This is a genomic window from Streptomyces sp. NPDC087428, assembly GCF_044744085.1.
Taxonomy (GTDB): Bacteria; Actinomycetota; Actinomycetes; order Streptomycetales; family Streptomycetaceae; genus Streptomyces.
The window spans coordinates 345,020-369,863 of record NZ_JBIUXR010000009.1; the positions used below are offsets into that span (position 1 = coordinate 345,020).

Consider the following 24,844-nt stretch of genomic DNA (forward strand, 5'->3'; position numbering starts at 1 on the left):
TCACAGGCTCACGGAACGGGGAACAGATGACGTCCGTGCACGGGGTGACGCGGTCCGCTCCCGGCCGGGAGAACGGGCCGCGGCGTCCGGTCGAGCCGCCCGCCAAGCCCATGTCCTGGGCGATGCTGTCGCGGGCGATGGCCGTGCCGCTCATCCTCGGCCTGGTCTGCTTCCTGCCGGCGCTGATCGCCGCGCAGCCCGGCAGCGGGGTCAGGGACACCGCGTACTGGCTGCAGCTGGTGCTGACGTGCTATTCGGGCGCGCGGCTGGCGACCATGGTCCTGTCCACCCGGCGGCGGCTGCTGCAGGGCGTCTTCTGGATGTTCGTGTACATCGCGATGGGGGTGGCCCCGTTCGCCCAGGCCGTCATCGGGCAGACCCCGACGCCGATGGTCGGGCCGCGCTCCGACCTGGTGACGGCGATCGCGCTCGTCCTGGTGGGATGCGCCGCGTTCGACCTGGGGGCGCTGCTGGCGTCCCGGCGTCCGCTGCGCAGGCGTACCACGGCGCGCGGGAGCGGTGGTCCGGCCACCGCGCACCCGGTCCGGCTGCGGCTGCTGGTGCTGGTGGCGTTCGCGGCGAGCGGCTACTACGTGCTGAAGCTCGGCGGGCCCGCGGTCTTCTTCTCCAGCAGGCAGGAGATCAGCGCCTCGGTCGCGGAGAGCGGGGTGGTGTCCGGCGGGTCGAATGTGGGGTCGGCGTTCCTCAAGGGGTTCGGTACGGTTCCGGCCCTGCTCGCGCTGCTCTTCTACACCCGGCGGCTGGTCACCTCGCGCGGGGCCCGGCGCTCGCCGTCCACCGTGCTGGTCTGGTTCGCGCTGCTGGCCGTGAACCTCGTCGTGAACAACCCGGTCTCCAATGCCCGTTACTGGTTCCTGACGGTGCTGGTCTCGCTGCTGTTCACCGCGTTCCCGGCCAGTGCGGCGATGTACCGCTCGGTGCTGGCCATGGGCGTGATCGGGGCCCTGGTGCTGTTCCCGTACGCCGACCGGTTCCGCTACGACGACAACGGTTACCGGCCGGTGCAGTCGTCCTCGGTCTTCGAGCCGCTGGCCACCAAGGACTACGACCAGACGGTCATGTTCGCCAACACCATCTCCTGGGTCGAGACCCGGGGCCACACCTACGGCCGTCAACTGGCGGGATCCGCCTTCTTCTTCGTGCCACGGGCGGCGTGGAGCGGGAAGCCGGAGGACACCGGGGTGCGGGTCGGGCAGTGGATGGGGATGAACATGACCAACCTCTCGGCGCCGCTGTGGACCGAGCTGTGGGTCGACTTCGGCGCCCCCGGCATGATCGGCGGCTTCGCCGTGATCGGGTACGCGGCCGCGCGCACCGACCGCCGGTACGCGCGGGCGGTCTCCCGGGACGGTCCGGGGTCCGGCAGCGTCCTGGCCATCGTGGCTCCGCTGATCGCCGGGTACACCTTCATCCTGCTGCGCGGCCCGCTGTTGCAGGCGGCCGGGAAGCTGGCCATCGCGGCGCTGTGTCTGGCGCTGGTGACGAGTTTCAGGGACCGGAACGGACAGCGGTCGCACTGACCGGGGCCTGTCCCGCGGCGCCGCGACGGGTCAGCCGCGCCACCCGGGTCCAGGTGGCGATCGCCTTGCAGACGGAGCCCAGGCAGAGGCCCCAGGCGGCGCCCGGTACCCCGCCGAGCACGTATCCCCCGGTCAGGAAGGCCACCGCGGCGAGCGAGAAGACCACCTGGATGGAGAGCGTGGTGCGCGGGTCGAGCAGTCTCAGCGCCAGCAGCCCGCAGGTGCCGACGGCCATCGCCGCGTACTGGCTGCCGGTCGCGGGGAGCAGCGCCGCCGCCGTGGGCCAGGTGTCGCCGAGCAGGTGGCGGCCCACAGAGCCGGGCAGCAGGGCGAGGACGGTGGCCCAGCCCGCGGCGACCGCCGCCAGTACGGCGGCCAGGGCCGCGGTGGCCCGCACCCTGAGCCGGTCGGTCGCGAGCCGTCCGAGCAGCGGCGGGCCGAAGCCGGTGGCGGAGGTGAACAGGACGTTCAGCGGGCCGAAGAGAGTGGTGGCGCCGCGCAGCGCGCCGACCACGAGGGGGTTGCCGACGATGCCCAGGCCGAGGACGGAGAGCTGGCTGGTGGCGTTGCCCACCCCGAACTCGACGACGAACCGCCGGCCCAGGTGTCCGCGTCGCAGCAGCGGCTTCAGCCGGGCGGGCGCACCGGCCGTCCGGCGGTGCAGCACGGTGACGGACAGCAGGAGCGCGGGCAGTGCGGAGAGGCCCCAGACGGTGACGAGCCGGGCGGCCGAGGTGCCGTGCGGCTGCACGGTCAGGGCGCCGAGCACGCAGACCAGCCGGAGTGTGTCCGCGGCCAGGGCCAGGTGCTGTGCCTGGAGCGTGGCGAAGGCGTAGCGGGCCGTGTCCTGTCCGAGGACGACGGGCAGCACGAGTCCCAGCATCATCAGGGCCCGTGCCGTGTCCCCCGGAAGCGCCGCGCAGACCGCTGCGAGCAGGCCGCCGAGGACGGCGGAGACGCACAGGGTGAAGCCGACCGCGGAGCGGCAGGCGCCGCGGGTCTCCTCGCTCGCGCCCCGGCGCAGCACGAGCGGCTGTCCGGTGTAGGCGCCGAAGACGCCGAGCAGCACGGTGAAGACCAGATAGACGCCGGAGAACCGGGCGAAGTCGGCGACGGTGGAGAGCCGGGCCGCCACCACGAGGACCAGGATGTTGGTGAGCGCCGCCATCCCCTGGTCCGCGACCGAGCAGGCGATCGCGGTGCGTGCCCTCATCTGCGTCCCGCGGCGCTGCTGTGGTCGCTGCCGCCGTTGTGGCCGTTGCCGGGCCGGGTGCCGCCCTCCAGGGTGCGCAGGCCCAGCGTCTCTGTGGGGTCGCCCGCGCGGCCGCCGTCGGTCCGGGCGGGTCCGTCCGGGTGTCCGCGGCCGTCTTGTCCGTCGCGCCCCGGTCCGGGGGTCTGCCCGCTGCGGGCGCGGCGTTTGGCCGCCTTCCGGCGCGCCTTGCGCTCCAGCCGCCCCCGGCCGGGGTGCAGCAGGGTCCCGAGCACGGACCCGCCCGCGGCGCCGATGATCTCGCGGATCCGCTCCAGGTCGCTGCGGTGCACCTCGCGCGGGTCGCAGACCACCACGACGCCCTCGACGCGGTCGATGAGCGCGACGGCGTCGGCGTACGAGAGGACGGGCGGGGTCAGCACGATGACGACGGCTCCGGGCCGGCCGCCCTCTGCGACGATCCGGCCGACGGGCGCGGAGGTCAGGGCGCGGGGCACGTTGTCCGTCCGGCGGCCCGCGATCAGGGTGAAGGCCCCCGATCCGGGCACGTCCACGTTGGTGCGGCTGTCGGACGGCCAGCCCCGCGCGTCGCGCTCCGCGGCCCAGCGGGGCCGGCCGCCCTGGACCGCGGGGCCGAGGTCCCTGGCCAGTGACGGGGTGCGCAGATCGGCTTCGACCAGCAGGACGTCACGTCCCATCTCGGCGAAGGCGGCTGCCAGGTTGACCGCGGCGGCGGCGGCCATGTCGTTGTCCCCGCGCGGGGCCGTGACCAGGAACCGCCGTCGCTCGGCGAACGAGGGGTCGTACGCGAGGCGGAAGGCCACCGCCCGGTACTCCTCGGCCAGCCGGCTGCCGCCGCGTCCGATGGCGAGCAGTTGGCCTGCGGAGGCGCGTTCCCTGGGCAGGGTGCCGAGCAGCGGGGCCCCGAGTGAGCGGACGAGTTCCCTGGTGGAGCGGACGGCCGGGTCGAAGACGAGCCGTACCCAGGAGAGCAGCAGGCCGAGCGCGAGCCCGACGACGCCGCCGAGTCCGAGGAGCAGGGGCAGTCCCGCGCCGGTGGGCCGCTCCGGGGCGACCGGCTTCTTGTTCAGGTAGCCGGGTGTGGTGTCGAGGGCGCGCAGCTCGGAGACCTTCTGGCTGAGTCCGGAGATGGCGACGATCAGGTTGGCGCGGGCGCTGGTGACGTCGCTGCCGGCGGTGCCGGTCTCCTGCTCGGCCAGCCGGTCGCGCTGTTCGGTGAGCGGCTTCAGCTGGGCGCGGTAGCCGTCGACCATGTTGTCGATGCTGTTCTCGGTGCGCTCCCGGCGGATCTCCAGGTAGGCCTCGGCGAGTGCCTGGGCCCGCGCTCTGGCCTGTTCGGGGTCGCGGGCGGTGTAGGAGAACCGGAGCACCAGGGTGTTGGGCGGGTTGGTGACCTGGAGGCCGGTCAGCAGCTTTCCGACCTCCACGTCGTCGCCGTGCTTGACCAGCGAGCCGACGGCCACGGTGCCCACGGCGTCGCTGACCGCGGTCTGGCGTTCGGAGCCGATGTTGATGCCCTTGTCGGCCGACGCGCCGGCGGCGAACGGGTCGGAGGTGGCGGAGCGCACCGACACCTCACCGACGGAGGTGTAGGTGTCCTCGCCGCTCAGGGCGAGCCAGCCGCCGCCGAGCAGTCCGACGGCCACACCGCACGCGAGCAGCGCGCGGTAGCGCAGGAGCTGGCGGAACTGGTCCCTCAGCAGCGCGGGTTCGTCCTGGTCCTCCAGGGCGCGGATCTGCTGGGTCATCGGTGTGGTCTCCCTTGGGCGTCCTGAAGGACCTCGGTGAGCAGTGCGTCGAAGCGGGCGAGACCGGCTTCCCGGCCGAGGTGACGTGCCACGTAACGGGGTCCGTTGGCGCCGAGCTCGTCGGCGGCGGCGGGCTGCTCGACGAGCTTGCGGACGGCCGCGAGCACCGCGGCCGGGTCCTCGGGGGCGACGAGGAGCCCGGCGCCGGAGCGCTGCACCTCCTGGGCGGTGCCCCCCTCGTCGGCCACGGAGGCGACGACGGGGCGGCCCGAGACGAAGTACGAGGTCAGCTTGGAGGGCACGCTCATGTCGAGGACGGACGCGCGCTGGGTCACGGCGAGGACGTCGGCGGCGGCCAGGACATCGGTGAACTCGTCCGCCCCCGCCGCCGGCAGGAAGTCGAGGTTGGGCAGCCCTGCCGCGCGGGCCAGCAGCGCTTCGCGCTGGTTGCCGTCGCCCATCAGCACGATACGTATCCCGGGGGCGATCCGGGCCGCGTCGACGAGGACCTCAAGGCCTTGTTTGAGTCCCATGTTGCCGGAGTGCAGCACCACCGGGGTTCCCTCGCGCCAGCCCAGGCGCGCCCTGGTCGCGGCCCGGTCGCCCGAAGGGGCCGGTACGTGGCTCCAGTTGGGGACCAGCCGGATGCGTCCGGGGTCGACTCCGTAGGCGGTGACCCGGGGAACGAAGCTCTCGTGGATGACGCCGACGAGCGAGGCGGCGCGCAGCGCGTACCGCTCGGCCCGGGACGCCACCGCCGCCGCCCTGCCGCCGCCGCGGATGCCGCTCTGCGCGGCGGCGGCACCCATCAGGTCTTGTACGACGGGTATGTACGGGACTCGGTGGCGGCGGGCCAGCCGGGCGCCCAGGACGCCGCCCGCGAGGCTCGGCATCTGGGAGATCACCGCGTCCGGCCGCACCGCGGGCGGTGCGACCAGCCCGTGTGCGAGAACCGACGCCTCGAACGCGGCTCTCTTCAGAGCGCTCTGACGGGGCGGCACGTAGTGTCTTCGCCGGTGGACGGTCACCCCCGAGCGCTCCTCCTCGGCCCGCCACACTCCCCGGTACTCCGGCTCGGTCCGCCAGGACGGATAGTGCGGCATACCGGTCAGCACATGGGTCTCGGCGCCGGACCCGGCCCAGTGCTCCGCGAGTTGCGCGGCGTACGGTCCGATCCCGGTCAGCTCCGGTGCGTAGTTCGTCGAGACCACCAGCAGGCGGCGGTGCTCGAACAGTTCGTGCTGATCCGTGTCCGGCATCGGACGGTCGCCTTCCCCCCGGAGCCACCGGTGTTCCCCCCAAGGAACGGCCCCAAAAGTGAGCTTATCCGTTCACGAGATGAGCAAGTGGTCTTCACAGTAAGGTCGTTGCACGATCAACACCGATGCCGATATCCCACCGGACCGGATGCGATGTCCGGAAACCTGCCGGTGGGACACGGACATCACGTTCACCGTGGGGGGAGAGAACGGATGGTGCACAGGGTCGGCTACGCGCCGGGTGTCTACGACCTGTTCCACGTGGGTCACCTCAACATCCTGCGGCATGCCCGCAGCCAGTGCGACTACCTGGTCGCGGGGGTCGTCTCGGACGAGATGGCCGCGCTCGCGAAGGGCCACAGACCGGTCATTCCGCTGCCGGAGCGACTGGAGATCGTACGGAGCATCCGGTACGTGGACGCCGCGTTCGTCGAGACCGTCCCCGACAAGGTGGAGACCTGGCAGCAGGTCAGGTTCGACGTCATCTTCAAGGGGGACGACTGGCGGGACACGGAGAAGGGAAAACGGCTCGAACGCGACTTCGCCGAGGTCGGGGTGGAAGTCGTCTACTTCCCGTACACCGTGCACACGTCCAGCACCCAGCTGCGCCGGGCGCTGGACTCGATGGTCAGCCTGCCCGGAGCGCTTTCAGCTCCCTGAACCACTTGACGAGGAACGCCACCAGGAACAGCGCGTGCACGGCGGCGAGCACGGCATAGCCGATACGGAACGCCGTCTCGTCGCCGAGCAGCAGGAACACCAGGCAGAACACCCCGTAGTCGGCCGGCAGCAGCGCCACGGCCCGCAGCGTCGAGACCGGCCGCACGGGCCCGGCGTCACCGCCCGGCCCTGGACGGGCGGCGGACTTGCCGAGCTGTTCACGCAGCAGCCCCGCGCAGAAGGTCAGCACGGCCACGAACAGGAAGCCGAGCGGCAGGAGCAGCCAGCCGTCGCCCGGCAGGGCGAAGTAGCGGTGGAACGAGATCAGTACGACGGTGTGGACGAGGATCATCTTGGCGCAGTCGACGACGTGGTCGAGCCATTCGCCGTCGGGGCCTCCCCGGCCGGTGAGCCGGGCGAGCTGACCGTCGGCCGAGTCGAGGGCGAAACCCACGGCCAGCCCCAGGTAGACCAGGACGGCCAGCGCCCACGTGGGCCTGCCCAGGGCCACGGAGGCGAGGGCGGCGAAGGTGAACACCGCGCTCACCGAAGTGACTTGATTGGGTGTCATGCGCAGCCGGAACGCGGCGGCCGCGAAGATCCGGCCGGCCGGCCGGTTCACGTACCGCGAGTAGAGCGACACGCCCTTGGCCGACTTCTGCGCCCCGCGCAGTTCGCGCAGCACCGTACCCGTGCTTTCCATACGCCCCCCAGCGTGTAGCCGTTCCCCACACCTCCGGCGGCCCATCGACCTCTCCGCCGGAGCCGCATCATGGCATGCCGAGCCCGTCGCGGGGGCCGGATCGCCCCGGCCCGGCCGACGGGGCGGCAGGGGATTGCACGGCGACGCGTGGGTCAGGCGGAGGCGGTGCGGCACTCCGGATGGCCCCAGCCCTGGTCGTTCTTGGCGATCGTGTCCTTGGCCGCGTAGGGCTTCCCGCAGTGGCAACGCCCGGCGAACCTGGCGCGGATGGTGGCACCGGAGCGGGCCGTTCCGCCCGCGCTCTTCGCCGCACCGCCCGCGCTCTTCACCGCAGCGGCTGTTCGCCGCCCTTCGGAGGCGCGGGCGGCCACCGGCACGGGCAGGTCCGCGGAACCCTGCGAGGTACCTGCCGCGCGCTGCGCCACGGCCACCTCACTGGCCGCCTGGTCGGCGAGCGCGTTCAGCGGGTCGCCGTCCACCTGGTGGGCGGGCACGTAGACGAAGTCCACGGCCCGGCCGCTCAGCAGGGCGTCGATGCGGGCCACCAGGTCGCGGTTGGCGACGGGTTTGCCGGCCGAGGTCTTCCAGCCGTTGCGCTTCCAGCCCCGCAGCCACTTGGTGACGGCGTTCATCGCGTACTGCGAGTCCATCCGGACCTCAAGCGCCACACCGGGGTCGACGGACTCCAGCAGCTCCTGCAGCGCGGTGAGCTCGGCGACGTTGTTCGTGGCGGTGCCCAGCGGTCCCGCCTCCCACCGAAACGGCCTGCCCGCGGCGTCGGCCACCACATACGCCCAGGCCGCAGGCCCCGGATTACCCTTCGATGCCCCGTCACACGCGGCGATCATGCGCTCGTTCATACCCCTGATCATGCCAGCGTCGAGAGACCACGAGTCCCGCCGGTGGCAGGAGCCGGCGCCCGCACCGGCGCGGCAGCCCGTTCCCGTCACCCGCCCCACCTGGTGCCTTCACGGTACGTAGCGGTTCGGAGTGCGACGGTCCCGGAGCGCTGGTTCTCTGAGAAAGCCCGCTCTTCCCTACCGTTCAAGGAGCGACGATGAGCGTTGCAGGAGAAACCGGCCGAGCCGATCAGATGCGCGAGAAGGCCAGGCACATGACCGAGGCCGCGGAGCGCACCAACGACCCGGAGCAGCGCCGACGGCTCCAGGAGAAGGCCCGGAAGCTGCAGGAGCAGAGCGAGCAGCAGGCCGGCCGGGGCGGCGGCGACCTCCCCCTGTAGCCACGCGTCTCACGGGCGACCGATGACCGCCGCTCTTCCATGAGTGGGTGGCGGCCATCGGTCGCCCAGTGCGTTCCGCCCGCCGCGGTCAGGAGAATCCGCCCGGCCTGACGAAGGTCCGGCCGGTCAGTCATCCACCCCCTCAAGTGGCCCCGCCCGCACGGCATTCCCGGGCCGGGGCCCACGCACCCGGTTCCGGCCGACTCCGAGCGGCCCTCTCCGCCGGCCCCTCTCCCCCGGCCCCCGGACCTGCCCGGGAAGAGTTCGATCTTCACTCCCTACGATGGTTCCTCCGCAGGGGCATCGGGTCCTCGCGCAGACGTCAGGGGCATTCATGAGTCGTCATCCGGTCACCGTGGTCACCGGCGGCAGCCGCGGAATCGGCGCGGCGGTCTGTGTACGTCTGGCGGGCGACGGCCACGACATCGCGCTGGGCTACCGCTCCGACACGGCGGCGGCCGAGGCCGTCGCCGCCGACGTGCGCGGGACGGGCCGCCGCTGTGTCGTGGTTCAGCTGGACACGACCGACGAGGCAGGAGTCGACCGGCTCTTCGAGTCCGCGGCCGCCGAGCTCGGTCCGGTCACCGGGCTGGTCAACAACGCGGGCGTCGGCGGCCCGACGGGCCCGCTCGCGGACGCCGACGCGGCCGGGCTCCGACGCGCCCTGGACGTCAACGTCGTCGGGTACCTGCTCTGCGCGCGGCGGGCCGTGCGCGACATGAGCCGGACCGGTGGCGGGGCCATCGTGAACATGTCCTCGGCCGCCGCCACGCTCGGCGGCCCCGGTGAGTACGTCCACTACGCCGCCGCCAAGGCCGCCGTGGACACGATGACCATCGGCCTGTCGAAGGAGGTCGCGGCGGACGGCATCCGGGTCAACGCGGTGTCGCCCGGCGTCATCCGGACCGGATTCCACGAGGACCCCGAACGCCCCGACAAGCTCGCCGCCGGCATCCCGCTGGGCCGGCCGGGGCAGCCGGAGGAGATCGCCGGAGCCGTCGCCTGGCTGCTCTCGGACGACGCCTCGTACGCCACCGGGGCGATTCTGCGCGTGGCGGGCGGCCGCTGACACCCGGCATCTCACGGTCACCTGTTCCGGTGGACGACCGAAGCGACGGGACCACCGCCACTGGGCCCGGGAGCCCCGCCGGACGAGCGCCTGCTCGACTTCCCCGATGCCGTCGTGGACGTCGTGGCCCGTAACAAGGGACTCCTGGCCACAGGCTGCTCGCCGCCCCGAGCAGCGTCCCGATTCTGCGCCTGCTGGAGCAGAGCGACGGCCCCGCCCACCACCTCGGCGAGCCCGACCGACCGGGGACCGAACACCTCTCCAGCACCAGGACCGTGCCCCCGGCCGCCCGGGTCACACCGGCGCCGCGCCCCGCACCAGCAGCAGGGCCACATCGGCCGCCGCCACGGCCACGGCGGCGGCGAGCGCGGCCTTGCGCCAGTACCGGCCGAGCACGAGCCCGGCCAGTGCCGTCGGCGCCGCCACCGCCAGGGTCAGCACCCCCCACCAGCCCGGCGGCCCCGCCGGGCCGAGCGCCAGCACCGCGGAGGCCGCCACCAGCGGCACCGGCAGCAGCAGGCCGGTGCCGGTGACCCCCAGCCGGTGGGGCAGTCCGTACACCCCGCCGCGCAGGTCGTCCTCGATGTCGGGGAGCACATCGCCCAGATGGGCCGCCAGGCCCAGCAGCGCTCCGGCCGTCACGGCCCACCAGGCGGGGCCCGGACTTCCGGGCAGGGTCAGGGCGGCCATCGCGGGCAGGGCGGCGAACCCGATCACGTACGGGAGCCAGGACAGCGCTGTCGCCTTCAGTCTGAGGTTGTATGCCCAGGCAGCCGTCACCGCCGCCAGGTGCACCGTACCGGCGAGCAGCCCGCAGGCCAGGGAGAGCGGAACGCACAGCAGGGCGGCGGCGAACGCCGCCGCCCACACCGTCCGACGGCTGACCGACCCGTCGGCCACCGGTTTGCCGTGACGGCCGGCCGCGGCGTCCCGCCGGGCGTCGAAGGCGTCATTGCACCAGCCCACCGAGAGCTGACCGGTCAGCACGGCGGCGACCAGGAGGGCGCAGCGGATCCCGTCGAGGCCGACGCCGACGCCCAGCGCCCCGGCCAGCGCGCTCACCGCGACCACCGGGCCCGGATGGCAGGAGCGGGCCAGTGCGGCGGCGCGGCGCGGCGGCCACGCGGTCGTGGTGCAGACGCGCGGCGGGTCGGGGGTGCCCATCACGTGATCGTAGGTACCGCGTGCCGGACGGGCATGACAGCCGCACGGGTTGTTTGCGGTGTTTTGTCCCCCATGTGGGGCAGGGATGGGCCATGACGCCTCCGAATCAGGACCCGGGATGACCCGGATCGCCGCCGTTCACGGCACCCCGGCTCCGTACCGCCACACACAGCGCGAGGTCACCGACATGGTCGCCCGCACCTGTCTGCCGCCGGGGGCCGACCGACGGGTGCTGGACCGGCTGCACGAGAACGCCCGGGTACGCACCCGGAACATGGTGCTGCCCCTGGAGCGCTACGCGGAGCTGGACGGGTTCGGCGACGCCAACGACGTGTTCATCGCCTCGGCCGTGGACATGGGCGCGGAGGCGCTGCGCGGGGCGCTGCGGACGGCGGGGCTGCGCCCCGCCGATGTGGACCTCCTGATGTTCACGTCCGTCACCGGCGTGGCCGCCCCCTCGGTCGACGCCCGGCTGGTGGGTCGGCTCGGTCTGCGCCCCGATGTGAAGCGGCTGCCGGTCTTCGGGCTCGGCTGCGTGGCCGGGGCCGCCGGGGTGGCCCGGCTGCACGACTACCTGCTCGGCCGTCCCGACGACGTGGCGGTGCTGCTCTCTGTGGAGCTCTGCTCCCTCACGTTCCAGCGCCACGACGCGTCGACCGCCAATCTGGTGGCGACCGCGCTGTTCGGTGACGGGGCGGCCGCCGTGGTGGCACTCGGCGAGGGCCGGGCCACGGGGGCTGGGCCCGAGGTGGTGGCGACCCGCAGCCGTATGTATCCGGACACCGAGCACGTGATGGGCTGGGACATTCGCGGTTCCGGCTTCAAGGTGCTGCTCGATCCGGCGGTACCCGATGTCGTGCGCCGGTATCTCGCCGACGACGTGCGCGACTTCCTGGCGGAGCACGGGCTCAAGCCGAAGGACGTGGCGCACTGGGTGTGCCACCCGGGCGGCCCCAAGGTCCTGGAGACCGTCTCCGACGTCCTCTCGCTCCCCGACGGCGCTCTCGACGTCACCTGGCGCTCACTGGCCGAGGTGGGGAACCTGTCCTCCGCCTCCGTACTCCACGTGCTGCGGGACACGTGGGAACAGCGGCGGCCCGAACCGGGCTCGCCGGGGCTGCTGATGGCCATGGGACCCGGATTCTGCTGCGAACTGGTGCTGCTGCGCTGGTAGGTCGGAGGACACATGATCTGGTACACGGCACTGGTGCTGGCCGTGGCGGGCGAACGGCTCGCCGAACTCGTCGTCGCGCTCCGCAACACCCGCTGGGCGCTCGCCAGGGGCGGCGTCGAGACCGGCCGCGCCCACTACCCGGCGATGGTCGCCCTGCACACGGCGCTGCTGCTGGGCTGCCTCGTGGAGGCCCGGCTCGCGGACCGGCCGTTCATGCCGCTGTTCGGCTGGGCGATGGTGGCCGTGGTCGCGGCCGCGCAAGGCCTGCGCTGGTGGTGCATCCGCACGCTCGGGCATCGGTGGAACACCCGCGTCATCGTCGTGCCGGGGCTGCCTCTGGTGACCGGCGGACCGTACCGCCTGCTCCATCACCCGAACTACGTCGCCGTCGCCGCCGAGGGGCTCGCGCTGCCGCTCGTCCACGGCGCGTGGGTGACCGCGGTGCTCTTCACCGTTCTCAACGCGGCGCTGATGACCGTACGTGTCCGGTGCGAGGAGGCGGCCCTCACGGCCGCCTCGGCGGCGGACGTTCCGGCGTGATCGACCTCCTGGTGGCGGGCGGCGGTCCGGCCGGTCTGGCGGCGGCGATCCGGGCGGCCCGGCTGGGCCTGGAGACGGTCGTCGTCGAACCCCGCGCCTCGCCCGTCGACAAGGCCTGCGGCGAGGGCATCATGCCCAGCGGGGTCGCCGAGCTGCGTGCCCTGGGCGTCGAGGTGTCCGGACACCGGCTGCGCGGCATCCGGTACGTCGAGGGCGCGCGCAGCGCCCAAGCGGCGTTCCGGGGGCGGACGGGGCTCGGCGTGCGGCGCACCGAGCTGCACACCGCTCTGCACGGCCGGGCGCTGGGGCTCGGCGTCCGGATCGTGCCGGGCAAGCTCGCGGACGTGACACAGGGCGACGACCGGGTCAGCGCGGGCGGACTGACGGCCCGTTGGATGATCGCGGCCGACGGGCTGCACTCGCCGCTCCGGCGCGAACTGGGACTGGACGGTCCGGGCACGGCGGTGCGCCGGTACGGGCAGCGCCGCCACTACCGGATCGCCCCGTGGACGGAGTTCGTGGAGGTCCACTGGTCCCGTCGCGGCGAGGCGTACGTGACGCCGCTCGGGGACGGCCTGGTGGGTGTGGCCGTGCTCAGCCGGGAACGCCGCTCCTACGAGGAGCATCTGACGGCGTTCCCCCGGCTGGCCGCCTCACTCGCCGGCCGGGAAGCGGGTCCCGTGCGCGGTGCCGGTCCGCTGCGCCGGCGGGCGCTGGACCGGCGGGCCGGCCGCGTCCTGCTCGTCGGTGACGCAGCGGGGTACGTGGACGCGCTGACCGGTGAGGGGGTGGCCCTGGCCCTGGCGACGGCCGCCGCGGCGGTGGACGCACTGGCCGCGGGCCGCCCGCAGGACTACCCGGCCCGGTGGCGGAGGCTGACGAGACGTCATCGATTGCTCACCGAGGGCTTGTTGGCGGTGGCCCGGCATCCGTCGACCGCCCGTCTGATCGTCCCCGCCGCCTACCGCGCACCGGCCGTCTTCGGTGCGGCCGTGCACGCGTTGCAGTAGTCCACGACCGTCGCGAATACTGTAGCGGCGGGGCCGGGGACGTTGGCCCGAGAAGGAGTGGATTCCCGATGGATTCAGGTCAACAGCCCACTGCCGCGACGGTGTTCGACGCCATCGGCGCCGAGTACGAGCAGGCCTTTGCCGGATCGGCCGCGCACCGCGCCTCGTTGGATCAGCTGCTGGAGCGGCTCGCCCCGCACAGCCGGGTACTGGATGTCGGCAGCGGCACCGGGCGGCCGACCGCGCAGACCCTGACCGACGCCGGTCATGAGGTGCTCGGTGTCGATGTCTCTCCGGTCATGGTGGACATCGCGTCCCGGCAGGTGCCCCGGGCCGCGTTCCGTTGTGCGGACATCCGGGAACTGCCCCTGGAGGAGGGGAGTTTCGACGCCGCCTGTGTGTACTTCTCGCTCCTTCAGATGTCGCGCGCCGACCAGTCGGAGGTGCTGCGTCTGCTCGCACGATCGCTGCGGACCGGCGGCCATCTGGCCGTCGCGACAGTGCCGTTGGACCTGGAGGGCGTGAGCGGTGAGTTCATGGGACGGCCGGTGCGGGTGACCAGCTTCGGGCCCGCGGAATTCACCGCACTGGTGGCCGGGGCCGGATTCTCGGTCCTGTCGGAACGGAGCAGCGTGTTCACACCGGCCCATCCGGAGGCGGCGCCCGAACCGCACCTGTTCCTGCTCGCCCGGCGGACCAGAGGAAGCAGGCGGCGCGACCGGGACGCGCCGCCCCCGTGAGCCGGTTGAGAACTTCTTCGCCGCATGTGTCACGTTCACCCGTCGAGGCGTGTCAGTGCGGTGCCGGAGCGAAACCGCACCGGCATCCGCCTGATGAGGAGTCCTCACGATGTCCCTCGCTCACGTCGTCGTCACTCTCGTGGCCGCCGCCATGGCCGGCTACTCGGCCGGCGCCCTTCTCCTGCGCGCCCAGTGGGTGGTCCAGGCCCTCACCGACTACCGCGTCCCCCGCACCTGGTGGACCTGGCTCGGCGCGGCCAAGGCCGCCGGGGCCGCGGGTCTGCTGGCCGGTCTGTTCGTGCCGGTCATCGGCGTCGCGGCCGGGGCCGGCCTGGTGCTGTACTTCGCCGGCGCGGTCGTCACGGTGATCCGGGCACACCGGCACTCGCACATCCCGTTCCCCCTGGTGTACGCGGCACCGGTGGTCGGGGCCCTGGTGCTGGGGTTCGCGGCCTGAACGGCGGTCCGTCACCGGCCCGGCCCGTCCGGTGCCCTTTCGCGCGGGTTCCGGCGGCTGTCGCTCAGCCGCCGGAACCGCTGTCCGGGCAAGCCGCCCCTGTCTGCGTACGCGCACAGCGCCGGGAGCCTTCCCGCCGTCTCGTCGTCGGACGGCAGGCACGGGACGACTGCGACGCCGGGGGTGTCCACGGGCGCCGGCTTCACGGAGTCGACCGTCAGCCGGCCCAGTCCGGGGCCTCCGGAAGCGACACCTGACCGGCCGGCGCGCACAGGTGCCGGGTCCTGGCCGGAGAGAGCCGCAGCACCCGCGCGAGGCTGAGCAGCACCTGACGGCTCACGCGGATGTCCCTGACCTGTACGAGCCAGGTGTGCCAGGTGACGCTGACGCCCGAAGCTCACCGTCACCCATCGAACCCCCCGATCCGCCACGCTCCGTGCGCCCCGGACCTACCGCCCGTGGCGGCCTCCTCCGGCGGGGCGGCCGTCCGCTACCGGCGGGCGGTGACTCCGGTGAGGATGAGGTCGATGCCGGCGAGGAACTCCACCCGGTCGTCGTGCTCGCGCAGTTGTCCGGCGACGGTTCGGGTGAACGCGTACTCATCGGGGTCGAGCTCGGCCCAGGTGGCCGCCACGGCGTCGAGGAACGCGGTCCGGTCCGTCCCCGGTTGGAGCGTCTGCGTATTGGCCGCGTTCTGGCCGGCCACTCCGAGGATGTAGCTCATCAGCGCGGACACCGCGGTGAACTGGGCGGGCGGGGGCACCTTGAGCGCCTGGACCTCGCGTCCGATGCGTTCGAGGACCCGCAGCATCGGCGGCTGCCACGAGGTACGGGCAAGCTGCGCGCCGGCCCATGGATGGGCGTCGATCGCGTCGAACACGCCGAGCGCGAGGGCCCGGATCGTGTCTTGCGGCGTGGCGTCCGCGTCGTCGTCGGCGACGGATTCGGCCACGACGGCGTCGGTGGCGGCGGCCAGCAGTTCCGTCTTGCCGGTCACATGCCAGTAGATCGCCCCGGGGCCGGTCGCGAGGTGCTCGGCCAGCGCGCGGAACGTGAGCCCGCTCTCGCCCACCGTGTCGAGGAGCTCGACGGCGGCGCTGACGATCCGCTGCGCGGAGAGCGGTTCCTGCCGTCGTTCCGGACGACGCGTCCTGGTTGCCATGCCTCCATCCTAGACGCCCTGGAACAACGTTCCAGCTTGACAATGACTGGAACGGCGTTCCACCCTGGATCTGCTGGAACATTGTTCCAGGCGTGACCGCCGGGTATCCCCCAGCGGTCCGCGATCAGGAAAGGAGCCACCCATGACCACTCCCGTCACGATCATCGGCGCGGGACTCGGAGGGCTGACGCTGGCCCGCGTCCTCCATGTCCACGGCATCCCGGCGAAGGTCTACGAAGCGGAGACGTCGCCGACCGCCCGCACCCAGGGCGGCATGCTCGACATCCACGACCACAACGGGCAGCCCGCTCTCAAGGCCGCCGGATTGTTCGACCGGTTCCTCGGCCTCGTCCACGAGGGCGGTGAGGCGATACGGGTGCTCGACATGCGGGGATCCGTGCTGTTCGACCGGTCCGACGACGGCGGAGGCAAGCGGCCAGAGGTACTCCGCGGCCGGCTGCGGCAGATCCTGCTGGACTCGCTGCCCGCCGGGACGATCGAATGGGGACGCAAGGTCGCCGCGGCCCGCCCCCTCGGCGCCGGCCGGCACGAGCTCACCTTCGCCGACGGCTCCACCGTGACGACCGGCCTCCTGGTCGGCGCGGACGGTGCGTGGTCACGCGTCCGTCCCCTGCTGTCCGCGGCGAAGCCCGAGTATGTCGGCACGGTGTTCGTCGAGACGTATCTGTTCGACAGTGACGAGCGCCACCCCGCGAGCGCGAAGGCGGTCGGTGGAGGGTCCATGTTCGCGCTCGCGCCAGGGAAGGGGATCGTCGCCCACCGGGAACCGGACGGCGTCCTGCACACCTACGTCCAGCTCAACAAGGCCAGGGAGTGGAGCGACGGCATCGACTTCACCGACGCCGGCAAGGCCACGGCCCGCGTCGCCGAGGAGTTCGACGGCTGGGCGCCGGAGCTGACGGCGCTCATCACCGACGGCGAGACCGCGCCGGTCCTGCGGATCCTCCACGCGTTGCCGGCCGGACACCGGTGGGACCGTGTCCCGGGTGTCACCCTGCTCGGCGACGCCGCCCATCTGACGCTGCCCTCCGGCGAAGGCGCCAACCTCGCGATGTTCGACGGCGCGGAGCTCGGCAAGGCCATCGCCGCACATCCCGACGACGTCGAGGCCGCGCTCACCGCCTACGAGGACTCCCTGTTCCCCCGCAGCGCCGAAGCCGCCGCCGAGGCGGCGGAACTGCTCCCGCTCTACCTCAACGACGAAGCGCCGCAGAGCCTCGTAGACATGTTCACCGGCGCGGATCCGGGTGACGACGGACCGCGTCGATGAGCGGGCGGGACGGGTGAACCGCAGCGCCCAGGCGCTGCCACGCCCATCCCTGCCGGAGGTGTGCCGTCGCGGTGCTCCCGCCCCGCAGCCGGGCCCGGTTCATCAGCTCCCGGGCCTTCGGCACGCTGGGCGCGGTCATCGGTGCCGCGCGGGTCTGCGGCCGGATTGCCGACGGCATGCCGCTCTCCGCCGACCCCTTCGGGGCGTCCTGGCGCCCGGCCTTCTGAGTCGACGGCTGGACCAGCTGGGGGCAGGGGTCTGCTGAGCGGCGGCTCGCGTAGGGTGCCCCGGTTGTCCGGTCGAAGAGCCAGAGAGTCGGGGAGTCGGGATATGGGCGTGGCGCCGAAGAGAGTGACACGGGATCAGCTGGCAGGGGCGGCACGGGCCGCGCTGGGCGGCGGACGCCGGCTGGACGGGGTCGAACGCCTCGCGGGCGGCACCAGGAAGGGTGTGTACCGCCTGACGATGGACGACGCGACGACGGCGATCGCCTATCTGTGGGAGGACTCCGAGAACTACTGGCCCCCGGCGGCGGGGGACGGCGACCTCACCGATCCGTTCTCGCCCGGTGTCGGGCTCGACCTGTTCGAGGCCGCGCACGCACGGCTGGACGACCTCGGACTCCGGGTCCCGGCCGTCCGCCTGGCCGACCGGGACCGCACTCACTGTCCGGCCGATCTCGCGATCGTGGAGGACTTCCCCGGCGAGAGCCTGATGGACCTCTTCGGCCGTGACCCGCGCGCCGCGGAGCCCGCGATGACGCGCCTGGCCGAGGCCCTGGAGGCCATGCGGCGCTACCGTGCGCCGACTTACGGCAAGGTGGCCCTGATCGACGGAGGAGGGACGCCGCGGGGAACGTCGTGCGAGGCGCGGGCACTCGACTTCGCGCTGGCGTGCCTCGCCGAGGCGGCCGCACGCGATCGGCGGGTCGCGGGCGCTCGCGACCTGCTGGAGGAACGGCTGCGCGTGCTCGCCGGGGCTGTGCGCCCCCGCGCCGAGTACTCGGTCGTCCACGGCGAACTGGGCCTGGACCACGTGCTGGTGGACAGCGACGGCAACCCTGTTCTGATCGACATCGAGGACCTGATGTACTTCGATGTCGAGTGGGAGCACGTCTTCCTGCGCATCCGCCTCCACGGCGACTACCGGCGGCTGGCGGTGGACGGACTGGACGAGGACCGGCTCGCGCTCTACATGCTCGCCCAGCGGCTGTCGCTGACAGCGGGTCCGCTGCGGCTGCTCGACGGGGATTACCCCGACCGCGAGTTCATGCGAGGGGTCGCCGAACACAACCTCAACGAGGCACTGGCCCTGGTCCGGGCCGGGTAGCGCGCTCCGCGCCGTTCACCGGCGAGGACGTCGTACGTGGCGGATGGCCCCGCACCGGAGGCCGCCGGTGCCGCCTGGTGGCGCGGCCGGTCACCGCTCCGGCCCGCTCCCCCGCCGGCCGGAGCCGTCACCCCCGGGCCTTGCTCCAGGCCTCGCTGTTGAGGAAGTAGGTGTCGTACAGCTCCTGGACCTCCAGCAGGCTCTCCGGCGGCACCTTGCCGTAGGCGATGCGCTCCAGGTGGCGGAAGTACTCGAAGCGTTCGACGCCCGGGGTGATGACGATGAGGATGTCGGCGCCCTCGCCGGGAGCGGCGGCGAAGGCGTGCGCGAGGCCGGGCGGGACGATGACGAGGTCGCCGCGTTCGGCGGTCACGAGCTGCTCGCCCGAGAGCAGTTGGGCCGTGCCGTCGAGTACGTAGAACAGCTCGGCCGATCGCGAGTGGTGGTGCGGCTCGGCGCCGTCCGCGCCGTTGGTCAGGCTGACGCGCTGGGTGGACAGCGCGCCGCCGGTCGCACTGCTGTCGGCCAGCAGCCTGATGGTGGTGGGCGCCCGGCCGATCACTTCGGCGTCGGCGGAGCGGACGAGAACGGACTCGTCGAAGTCCGGCACGATCAGCGACATCTGTGACTCCCTGTCTGTCTGACTCCCTGTCTGTCTGGCTGTCTGGCTGCCTGGCTGCCTGGATTGCGGTCGATCTCGTTGCGGGAACGGGCCCCGAACGGGCCTCCGGTGTCAGACGGCGAAAAGGAGAGCGGCGTTGATGAGCATGACCACGGCCGTGGCGAAGTGGATACCGAAGGCGACCGCCCTGGTGCCCCCGTTGCGCAGAACGACAAGGGTGTCGCCGAGCGGGAGGACGCTGACGATCAGCATGAACAACCCGGCGGCGTGAGCACCCGAGAAGGCCAGCAGAGCGAGGCCGAGTATGCCGTAGGTGAGGTCGCGCAGGCCCTTGATGGTCAGGTAGGCCGCGTCCCCGCCCTCCTTGGCCGGGACACCGTACCCGGCGGCGGAGACGCGCGGCACCACGAGGAACCGCACTCCGATGAAGATGACCATGGCGTTGAGCAGGATGGCCAGCCCGTAGGCGAGTGGAGTGAGCATGATCCATCTCCTTTTTCGAGCACTGCTAGGAATGAGTTCGACGCTAGCATGTCGGTGAACTAATTCCTAGCGGCGCTAGAATCTGGAGCGTTCTGAGCCGCGGACCGCCTCTCGTCCGCACTGATGACGTACTCGTCGTCACCCGGCGCGTCGCCCTCGAAGGTGCGGGTACACAGACCAAGGAACAGCGTGTTGAGCTCCGGGAAGGTCACGCCTTCGGCGAGGGAGCCGTAGTCGCCGGTACCGAAGGCGGGCGGAAGGGATCGGGCGGCGGCAAGGCGATGCACCTCGAAACCCGCCGGCAGACAGACGTCGTCAACGCGGTCGACGCCGCCCAACCCTCATTCCGCTTGGGGCGTTACGCGGACGGGGTGTCGAAGTAGTGCCCCTTGTCGAGGTCCTCAAGGAGCCCCGGGTGGGTCGGCTCCCACCCGAGCAGCTCACGGGTCAGCGCGCTCGACGCCGGGCCGTCCAATCCCAGGAAGCCGCCCAGCCAGCCGAAGTGCTCGTCCGCTCCGTCCGCGGGGACCGAGACCACCGGGACGTCGAGATGGCGTCCGATCACTTCGGCGACCGCCCGGATCGGGACGCCCTCGTCGGCGATCGCGTGCAGCGCGGATCCCGCGGGGGCCTGCTCCAGCGCCAGGCGGAAGAGGCGCGCGGCATCGAACCGGGCGACGGCGGGCCAGCGGTTGGAACCGTCACCGATGCAGCCCGAGACGCCCTTGTCGCGGGCGACGCCGACCAGGGACGCCATGAAGCCGTTGTCCCCGTCGCCGTGCACCGTCGGGGGAAGCCGCACCGCGGACGAGCGGACACCGCGGGAAGCGAGGGAGAGCGTCAACTGCGCATTGGCCAACCGGGCCTGCGCACCCTCGAACGGCACCGCGCCATCGGAACCCCGCCCGTCCCGCTCGGTCCCGACCCGCCCCGGTGCGAGCCCCATCGTGCCGGAGGCGATGACGAAGGGCCGGTCGGAACCCGCAAGCGCCTCGCCGAATGTCTCGATGGCCGCACGGTCCGCGTCGGCAGCACCCTGGAAGTTGCCCGAGAAGGCGATGTCGTGCTTGAACGCCAGGTGGATCACGCCGTCGGAGGCCTCAGCCGCACTCCGCAGGGCGTCGAGATCGTCGAGAGCGCCACGCCGCACCTCGGCCCCGGCCGCGTCGAGCGCGGCGGCCGAGGCGTCCGAGCGAGCGAGTCCGACGACCTGATGACCCGCGCCGATGAGCTCGGGAACGACGGCGGAACCGATCCAGCCCGACGCTCCGGTGATGAATACGCGCATGGGAAACCTCCCGGTTGGTCCGACCGCCCGTACCGCGGCGAGCGCGACGGACAGTCGATGTCAGCGACTGTCATCAACCTACACCTGATGCCAGTCACTGTCATCACATAGAATCGCCGCCATGAGTCGATGGGAGCCGGACGCGCGCGGCAGGCTGGAACGGGCCGCGATGGATCTCTACAGCGAGCGCGGGTTCGAGCGGACGACCGTGACCGAGATCGCCAGGCGTGCGGGGCTCACGGAGCGGACGTTCTTCAGGCACTTCGCCGACAAGCGCGAGGTCCTGTTCGCGGGGTCGTCCACCCTTCAGGACCTCTTCGTGGACACGCTCGCGGGCGTGCCCGAGTCCGCGGCGCCGATCGACGCGGTGGCCGCGGCGCTCGATGCCGCCGCGGCCGTCTTCCAGGACCGTCACGAGTACGCCCGGCAGCGCCAAACGATCATCGCCGCCAACGCCGAGCTGCAGGAACGCGAGCTGATCAAGCTCGCGAGGCTGTCCACGGCGATCGCGGAGACACTGCGTCTGCGCGGCGTCCCGGACCCGGCAGCGAGCCTGGCCGCCGAGGCGGGGATCGCCGTCTTCAAGGTGACGTTCGAGCGGTGGATCGCCGGAACCGGCCGGCCGGACATGCCGCAGCTCATCCGGGAGTCGCTCGACGCGCTCAAGGCCGTGACAGCGGGCAGGTAACCCTCGTCCCGGGCGCCGTACCCGCCTGTTCCCCACCGACTCCCCGGGCGGGTGCCGGGATGCCGGAACGCGCGTCAGCGCATACCTTCCACTTGGCTCATGTCCGCGGTCCGGGAGGTGCTGATGCGGAAGTCAGGCCGCACTCGGCGCCGGACGCTCCTCGGCTCCGCCCTGGAGGCGGTCAGCGCGTCGGCCCGTGCCGCACCGGCCGCTCCGCTCGTCGCCGCGCTCCTGTTCGCGGCGCTGCCGTCCCCCTCGTACGCCGTGACACCGTCGACCGGTCCGAACCAGCTGTACCGGTAGGGCTACTCGCTGGGCTTCCACCCGTTCACCGCACCGCACGACATCCGCGAGCAGCTCACCGGAAACTTCTGGCTGTTCCCGGTGAGCGGCGACTGCCCGGCCGTGATCCGTCCGGCGGACGAATGCGACCTGCTGGGCGGAAACCCGGTCCGGGTGGAGTCGATCGAGGACGACAGCCTTCAGATCGCGACGCTTCCCGGCCATGACCTGGGCGACGGCCTGCACATCCGTTTCACGTTCGCGAGCCGTCTCGGCCTCCACTGCCTGGTGGTCAGCGCCTGGCAGGACACCCCGACCCGGTGCACGGAGAGGACGCTGTGCAGTGCGGCGAGCCGTGCGGGTGCCTGGGCTCTGTGGCGCGTCCTCTCCGAGACCCTGACGGTGTCCGCCTACGCCGCCTGACCGGGCCGGGCAGGGTTCAGCGTTCGCGCGCGAGGGCGAGGTGATGCGTGCCGTGGGTGAGACCGGTGACCGTCACACGCCGGGGGTCGCCGTGCACCCCGGGGCCCTGCGCCCGGCCGTCCTTCCACAGGGTCCGCCGTCCGGAGCGCACCGTGACGCGCCGGCCGTCCGTGGGCAGGGCCACCGAGCCGCGCGTACCCCGCGGGACCCGCACGGTCAGGGAGAAGGCCGCACCGTCCCGGTTCCACTCCACGCCGAGCGGCCCGTGCGGTGTGGGGAGCCTGCCCTGCGCCCAGCGGACCTCACCGGGGTTCGGCCGCACCTCCCAGGTGGCGTAGCCGGGCGACGTGGGCTTCGCGCCGAGCAGCTGGTGGGTGAGTACGGGCAGCACACCCGTCGACCATCCGTGCGCCATGCTCGTGTAGCCCTGTTCGTACAGCGAGCCGTTGGGGCCTATGCCCTCCCACTGGGTGATGCCGGGGTCATGGGTGTCCATCCAGCCGTAGGTCCGTCTGATCTGGTCGATCGCCGAGTCCGGCCGGCCGGTCTCGAAGCGCGCCACCAGTTCCGGGTAGGACGTGAAGGCGTACACCCGCTGGGAGGCTCCGCCGAACAGTGTGTCGTTGTCCATGAAGGCGTTGCCGTACCTGAGCTTCGTCGTCGCGTCGAGGTGGGCCAGTGCGGAGGCCGCCCGCTCCGCGTCGGCGACACCCGCGGTGATGGCGATGGCGTTGCCGTCCTGGGCGTGCCTGACGGGGCCGGTCGCGGAGTCCAGGTAGGCGCCTGCCGCCGGGTCCCACAGGTGGTCGTTGATCGCCCCGGCCACCTTGTCCGCCCGCTCCGACCAGCGCCGGGCGTCCGCGTCGTGGCCCAGGAGCCCCGCGATACGGGCCGCGTCGCGCAGCGCCTGCACGTAGTTGGCGTTGTAGTAGGTGACGCGGCCGGTGCGGCCGAGGAACGCGTAGTCGCCGTAGCCGGACGTGCCGTTCAGCCCCTTGCTGAGCAGCCCCGCCCCGTCCGTCACGCTCGGGTACCAGGTGTCGAGCACCTTCACCAACTGCGGGTAGTAGCGAGCGGCGTAGTCCTGGTCGCCGGTGTACAGCACGTAGTCCCAGCTGCACGTCACCCACCAGAGCGGGTAGTCGAACAGCGGGAGGGTGTAGTCGTTGATGGACGCCGGCGGGATCCACCCGTCGTCGCGCTGGTGGTCGGCGAGGTCGGCCAGCACGTTGCGGGCGGCCTCGGCCGCGTCGTCATGGGTGAGGTAGAGGGTCCGCCCCGCCACCGCCACGTCCCCCACGTACGGGTCCCGGTCCCGCTTGGGGCCGTCGTGCAGCACCAGCTTTCCGTCCAGTGACGGGCTGAAGGCGTTGCGCGGGTCCACGTCGTCGCGGCGGAAGGTGTCGACGACGAGTTCGTTGGTGTACGAGGCGCCGTACCAGTAGCGGTTCAGTTCCTCGTCGGAGCAGAGGAACCAGCCCCGGTAGGAATCCGGCGTGCCGAGGTAGGCGGTGAAGTCCAACGACACGGCGTCGATGGCGACTTCGCCCCACGGCTGGGCGGCCGGCGCGTCGGACGGCAGCGCGTCCAGCGTGATCTTCAGATAGCGGAAGCCGTGCAGCCCGTCGGCGTACAGCTTGTCGTCGCCCGAGCCGAAGCCCTTGGTGTCCTTCCATCTGGCACCGCCGGCCGGCACGGCGTACTGGTCGGTGCCCCGGCCCGCGCCGCCCGCCTGGTCGCTGCGGGTGAAGTCGGAGCGTTCCGTGAGGTATTGGAGCGTCTCGGAGAACGCCAGGCGCACCCCGGGGCTGTTGTCGGAGGCCCGGGTGAAGTCCACTTCCGGGTAGCCCACGACGACCTTGCCGAAGTCGATGGTCACGCTGGGAGGGGTGACCGGGGCCACCGCGTCCGGCCAGACCTCGTTGACACGGGTGAACACCCCCTGCCCGGCGTCCTGATCGGCCGTTACGGCGATGCGTACCCGGTCCGTCGCGACCGGTGGGTCGAAGCGCACGGCGCGCTGTACGTCGGTGTTTCCGGTGACCGTGCCGGCGGTCCGCCAGGCGGCGTCGGCCCAGACCTCGACGGTGAAGTCGGCGGGTACGCCGTCGGCGTTGGACACCAGCGTCACACCGGGCAGCCGCTGCTCCCCGGGCAGGGTGATGGTCAGTGTGTCGGGGAAGGCGCGCTCGGTGTCGTCGTTCCAGAAGGTGTCGGGGTCGCCGTCGATGGCGTTGTCCGCGGCATAGGTGCGCGGTCGGCCGTCGCTCCCGTTGTTGCCCGCGTGCGTGGACGACGCCTCTGCCGTGGTCCCCCGCGGCCAGCGCGGCGCGGCGGGTGGCTGGGCGCGCCGCAGCACGGTGACCCCGCCGCCGGGTGCGAGCAGTGCCTCGGGCGCGCTCACGTCCCCCGCTGTCCGGACGATCCCCACCGGCCGTACGGTCCGGTGCGACGGCCCCTGGACGTAGCGGTGCCACGAGTCCCCGGGCTCCGGCGCGGCCCCGGCGGCGGCCGCCGTACCGCCCGCGACGAGCGGCAGTCCGACCGCGAGCGACGCCGCGCCGCCGACGCCCGCTTCGAGTACGGTGCGCCGCTTCGGCCCCGGCTTCCTCTTGCCCACACTCGTCACGTTCCGACGTCCTTCCGTAGACGCGTCTCACTGACGGACGCACACATGAATCGTTTCAATGCCAAACGTCACGGCGACGCTATACGAGGCGGGCGACCCCGTACAGGGGTG

28 protein-coding genes are annotated in these 24,844 nt (G+C 72.4%); 15 read left to right on the forward strand and 13 right to left on the reverse strand.

The genetic code is table 11. From position 1 onward, the window contains the following. Positions 1 to 26 precede the first annotated feature (26 nt). Positions 27 to 1,541: a hypothetical protein gene (locus tag ACIO3R_RS21190; protein ID WP_402107670.1), complete on the forward strand. Its 1,515-nt coding sequence runs from the start codon at positions 27 to 29 to the stop codon at positions 1,539 to 1,541. Here the strand turns inward: ACIO3R_RS21190 and ACIO3R_RS21195 are convergent. The 3 genes from ACIO3R_RS21195 to ACIO3R_RS21205 are packed head-to-tail and all read right to left on the reverse strand — an operon-like array spanning position 1,510 to position 5,779. Next, complete coding sequence (locus ACIO3R_RS21195) at positions 1,510 to 2,754, reverse strand: hypothetical protein (RefSeq protein WP_402107673.1); 1,245 nt, start codon at positions 2,752 to 2,754, stop codon at positions 1,510 to 1,512. The genes ACIO3R_RS21190 and ACIO3R_RS21195 overlap by 32 nt on opposite strands. Further along, complete coding sequence (locus tag ACIO3R_RS21200; protein WP_385035405.1) at positions 2,751 to 4,520, reverse strand: lipopolysaccharide biosynthesis protein; 1,770 nt, start codon at positions 4,518 to 4,520, stop codon at positions 2,751 to 2,753. The genes ACIO3R_RS21195 and ACIO3R_RS21200 overlap by 4 nt, the downstream gene beginning before the upstream one ends. Further along, on the reverse strand, positions 4,517 to 5,779 hold the full coding sequence (locus ACIO3R_RS21205) for a glycosyltransferase (RefSeq protein WP_385035403.1): 1,263 nt from the start codon (positions 5,777 to 5,779) through the stop codon (positions 4,517 to 4,519). Before ACIO3R_RS21205 ends, ACIO3R_RS21200 begins: the two co-directional genes overlap by 4 nt. A 213-nt stretch (positions 5,780 to 5,992) precedes the next feature. Between ACIO3R_RS21205 and ACIO3R_RS21210 the strand changes: the two genes are divergently transcribed. Then, positions 5,993 to 6,439, forward strand: a complete 447-nt coding sequence (locus tag ACIO3R_RS21210) for an adenylyltransferase/cytidyltransferase family protein (RefSeq protein ID WP_402107677.1) — start codon at positions 5,993 to 5,995, stop codon at positions 6,437 to 6,439. On the opposite strand, the gene ACIO3R_RS21215 is transcribed toward ACIO3R_RS21210, so the two are convergent. After that, positions 6,408 to 7,142: a CDP-alcohol phosphatidyltransferase family protein gene (locus ACIO3R_RS21215; protein WP_402107682.1), complete on the reverse strand. Its 735-nt coding sequence runs from the start codon at positions 7,140 to 7,142 to the stop codon at positions 6,408 to 6,410. The two genes, ACIO3R_RS21210 and ACIO3R_RS21215, sit on opposite strands and share 32 nt — an antisense overlap. Positions 7,143 to 7,294: 152 nt before the next feature. Beyond that, positions 7,295 to 8,002 (reverse strand): ribonuclease H, encoded by a 708-nt coding sequence (locus tag ACIO3R_RS21220; RefSeq protein ID WP_385035399.1) that lies wholly within the window; start codon positions 8,000 to 8,002, stop codon positions 7,295 to 7,297. A gap of 197 nt (positions 8,003 to 8,199) precedes the next feature. On the opposite strand from ACIO3R_RS21220, the gene ACIO3R_RS21225 reads away from it, so the two are divergent. Further along, on the forward strand, positions 8,200 to 8,382 hold the full coding sequence (locus tag ACIO3R_RS21225; RefSeq protein ID WP_385035397.1) for a DUF6381 family protein: 183 nt from the start codon (positions 8,200 to 8,202) through the stop codon (positions 8,380 to 8,382). Positions 8,383 to 8,716: 334 nt separating this feature from the next. Beyond that, positions 8,717 to 9,451: an SDR family NAD(P)-dependent oxidoreductase gene (locus ACIO3R_RS21230; protein ID WP_402107685.1), complete on the forward strand. Its 735-nt coding sequence runs from the start codon at positions 8,717 to 8,719 to the stop codon at positions 9,449 to 9,451. 294 nt (positions 9,452 to 9,745) lie between these two features. Here the strand turns inward: ACIO3R_RS21230 and ACIO3R_RS21235 are convergent, their stop codons facing one another. Continuing rightward, positions 9,746 to 10,615 (reverse strand): UbiA family prenyltransferase, encoded by an 870-nt coding sequence (locus tag ACIO3R_RS21235; protein ID WP_402107688.1) that lies wholly within the window; start codon positions 10,613 to 10,615, stop codon positions 9,746 to 9,748. Between the two features lie 118 nt (positions 10,616 to 10,733). On the opposite strand from ACIO3R_RS21235, the gene ACIO3R_RS21240 reads away from it, so the two are divergent. From ACIO3R_RS21240 to ACIO3R_RS21260, 5 genes are all read left to right on the forward strand, one after another. Then, a complete protein-coding gene (locus tag ACIO3R_RS21240) occupies positions 10,734 to 11,789 on the forward strand; it encodes a type III polyketide synthase (protein WP_402107691.1) in 1,056 nt (351 codons plus the stop codon). A gap of 12 nt (positions 11,790 to 11,801) precedes the next feature. Then, entirely contained in the window at positions 11,802 to 12,329 is a 528-nt protein-coding gene (locus ACIO3R_RS21245; protein WP_402107692.1) for an isoprenylcysteine carboxyl methyltransferase family protein, read from the forward strand. Then, the gene (locus ACIO3R_RS21250) at positions 12,326 to 13,339 is read left to right on the forward strand and encodes an NAD(P)/FAD-dependent oxidoreductase (RefSeq protein ID WP_385035389.1); all 1,014 of its coding nucleotides are present in this window, start codon (positions 12,326 to 12,328) and stop codon (positions 13,337 to 13,339) included. Before ACIO3R_RS21245 ends, ACIO3R_RS21250 begins: the two co-directional genes overlap by 4 nt. Positions 13,340 to 13,407: 68 nt before the next feature. Next, a complete protein-coding gene (locus ACIO3R_RS21255) occupies positions 13,408 to 14,079 on the forward strand; it encodes a class I SAM-dependent methyltransferase (RefSeq protein WP_402107695.1) in 672 nt (223 codons plus the stop codon). Between the two features lie 109 nt (positions 14,080 to 14,188). Next, positions 14,189 to 14,536 carry a DoxX family protein gene (locus ACIO3R_RS21260; RefSeq protein WP_402107697.1) on the forward strand — a complete coding sequence of 116 codons (348 nt, stop codon included), beginning with the start codon at positions 14,189 to 14,191 and terminating at the stop codon, positions 14,534 to 14,536. A gap of 217 nt (positions 14,537 to 14,753) precedes the next feature. On the opposite strand, the gene ACIO3R_RS21265 is transcribed toward ACIO3R_RS21260, so the two are convergent. Next, a complete protein-coding gene (locus ACIO3R_RS21265; protein WP_402107699.1) occupies positions 14,754 to 14,876 on the reverse strand; it encodes a hypothetical protein in 123 nt (40 codons plus the stop codon). Between the two features lie 150 nt (positions 14,877 to 15,026). Beyond that, a complete protein-coding gene (locus ACIO3R_RS21270; RefSeq protein WP_402107701.1) occupies positions 15,027 to 15,698 on the reverse strand; it encodes a TetR/AcrR family transcriptional regulator in 672 nt (223 codons plus the stop codon). A 142-nt stretch (positions 15,699 to 15,840) separates the two neighbouring features. On the opposite strand from ACIO3R_RS21270, the gene ACIO3R_RS21275 reads away from it, so the two are divergent. The 3 genes from ACIO3R_RS21275 (at position 15,841) to ACIO3R_RS21285 (ending at position 18,318) form a co-directional block, all read left to right on the forward strand. After that, on the forward strand, positions 15,841 to 16,989 hold the full coding sequence (locus tag ACIO3R_RS21275) for an FAD-dependent oxidoreductase (RefSeq protein WP_402107703.1): 1,149 nt from the start codon (positions 15,841 to 15,843) through the stop codon (positions 16,987 to 16,989). A 71-nt stretch (positions 16,990 to 17,060) separates the two neighbouring features. Further along, positions 17,061 to 17,216 (forward strand): hypothetical protein, encoded by a 156-nt coding sequence (locus ACIO3R_RS21280; RefSeq protein WP_385035377.1) that lies wholly within the window; start codon positions 17,061 to 17,063, stop codon positions 17,214 to 17,216. A 103-nt stretch (positions 17,217 to 17,319) separates the two neighbouring features. Further along, positions 17,320 to 18,318, forward strand: coding sequence for a phosphotransferase family protein (locus ACIO3R_RS21285; protein WP_402107705.1), 999 nt, complete (start codon positions 17,320 to 17,322; stop codon positions 18,316 to 18,318). A 127-nt stretch (positions 18,319 to 18,445) separates the two neighbouring features. Here ACIO3R_RS21285 and ACIO3R_RS21290 read toward each other — a convergent pair whose 3' ends face one another. The 4 genes from ACIO3R_RS21290 to ACIO3R_RS21305 all read right to left on the reverse strand — a co-directional run bounded on the left by ACIO3R_RS21290 (position 18,446) and on the right by ACIO3R_RS21305 (position 20,711). Next, entirely contained in the window at positions 18,446 to 18,940 is a 495-nt protein-coding gene (locus ACIO3R_RS21290; protein ID WP_402107708.1) for a cupin domain-containing protein, read from the reverse strand. A gap of 111 nt (positions 18,941 to 19,051) precedes the next feature. Further along, a complete protein-coding gene (locus tag ACIO3R_RS21295; RefSeq protein WP_385035371.1) occupies positions 19,052 to 19,423 on the reverse strand; it encodes a DUF4267 domain-containing protein in 372 nt (123 codons plus the stop codon). Positions 19,424 to 19,482: 59 nt separating this feature from the next. Further along, on the reverse strand, positions 19,483 to 19,761 hold the full coding sequence (locus ACIO3R_RS21300; protein WP_402107711.1) for a hypothetical protein: 279 nt from the start codon (positions 19,759 to 19,761) through the stop codon (positions 19,483 to 19,485). 20 nt (positions 19,762 to 19,781) lie between these two features. After that, on the reverse strand, positions 19,782 to 20,711 hold the full coding sequence (locus ACIO3R_RS21305; protein ID WP_402107713.1) for an SDR family oxidoreductase: 930 nt from the start codon (positions 20,709 to 20,711) through the stop codon (positions 19,782 to 19,784). 121 nt (positions 20,712 to 20,832) lie between these two features. Here ACIO3R_RS21305 and ACIO3R_RS21310 point away from each other — a divergent pair, with 121 nt between their 5' ends. The 3 genes from ACIO3R_RS21310 to ACIO3R_RS21320 all read left to right on the forward strand — a co-directional run bounded on the left by ACIO3R_RS21310 (position 20,833) and on the right by ACIO3R_RS21320 (position 22,104). Next, positions 20,833 to 21,399 (forward strand): TetR family transcriptional regulator, encoded by a 567-nt coding sequence (locus tag ACIO3R_RS21310; RefSeq protein WP_385035365.1) that lies wholly within the window; start codon positions 20,833 to 20,835, stop codon positions 21,397 to 21,399. A 99-nt stretch (positions 21,400 to 21,498) separates the two neighbouring features. Further along, positions 21,499 to 21,702, forward strand: a complete 204-nt coding sequence (locus tag ACIO3R_RS21315; RefSeq protein ID WP_402107716.1) for a hypothetical protein — start codon at positions 21,499 to 21,501, stop codon at positions 21,700 to 21,702. Positions 21,703 to 21,783: 81 nt separating this feature from the next. Beyond that, positions 21,784 to 22,104 (forward strand): hypothetical protein, encoded by a 321-nt coding sequence (locus ACIO3R_RS21320; protein WP_402107719.1) that lies wholly within the window; start codon positions 21,784 to 21,786, stop codon positions 22,102 to 22,104. Positions 22,105 to 22,120: 16 nt separating this feature from the next. On the opposite strand, the gene ACIO3R_RS21325 is transcribed toward ACIO3R_RS21320, so the two are convergent. After that, entirely contained in the window at positions 22,121 to 24,733 is a 2,613-nt protein-coding gene (locus ACIO3R_RS21325) for an alpha-L-rhamnosidase C-terminal domain-containing protein (RefSeq protein WP_402107721.1), read from the reverse strand. Positions 24,734 to 24,844: the final 111 nt, after the last annotated feature.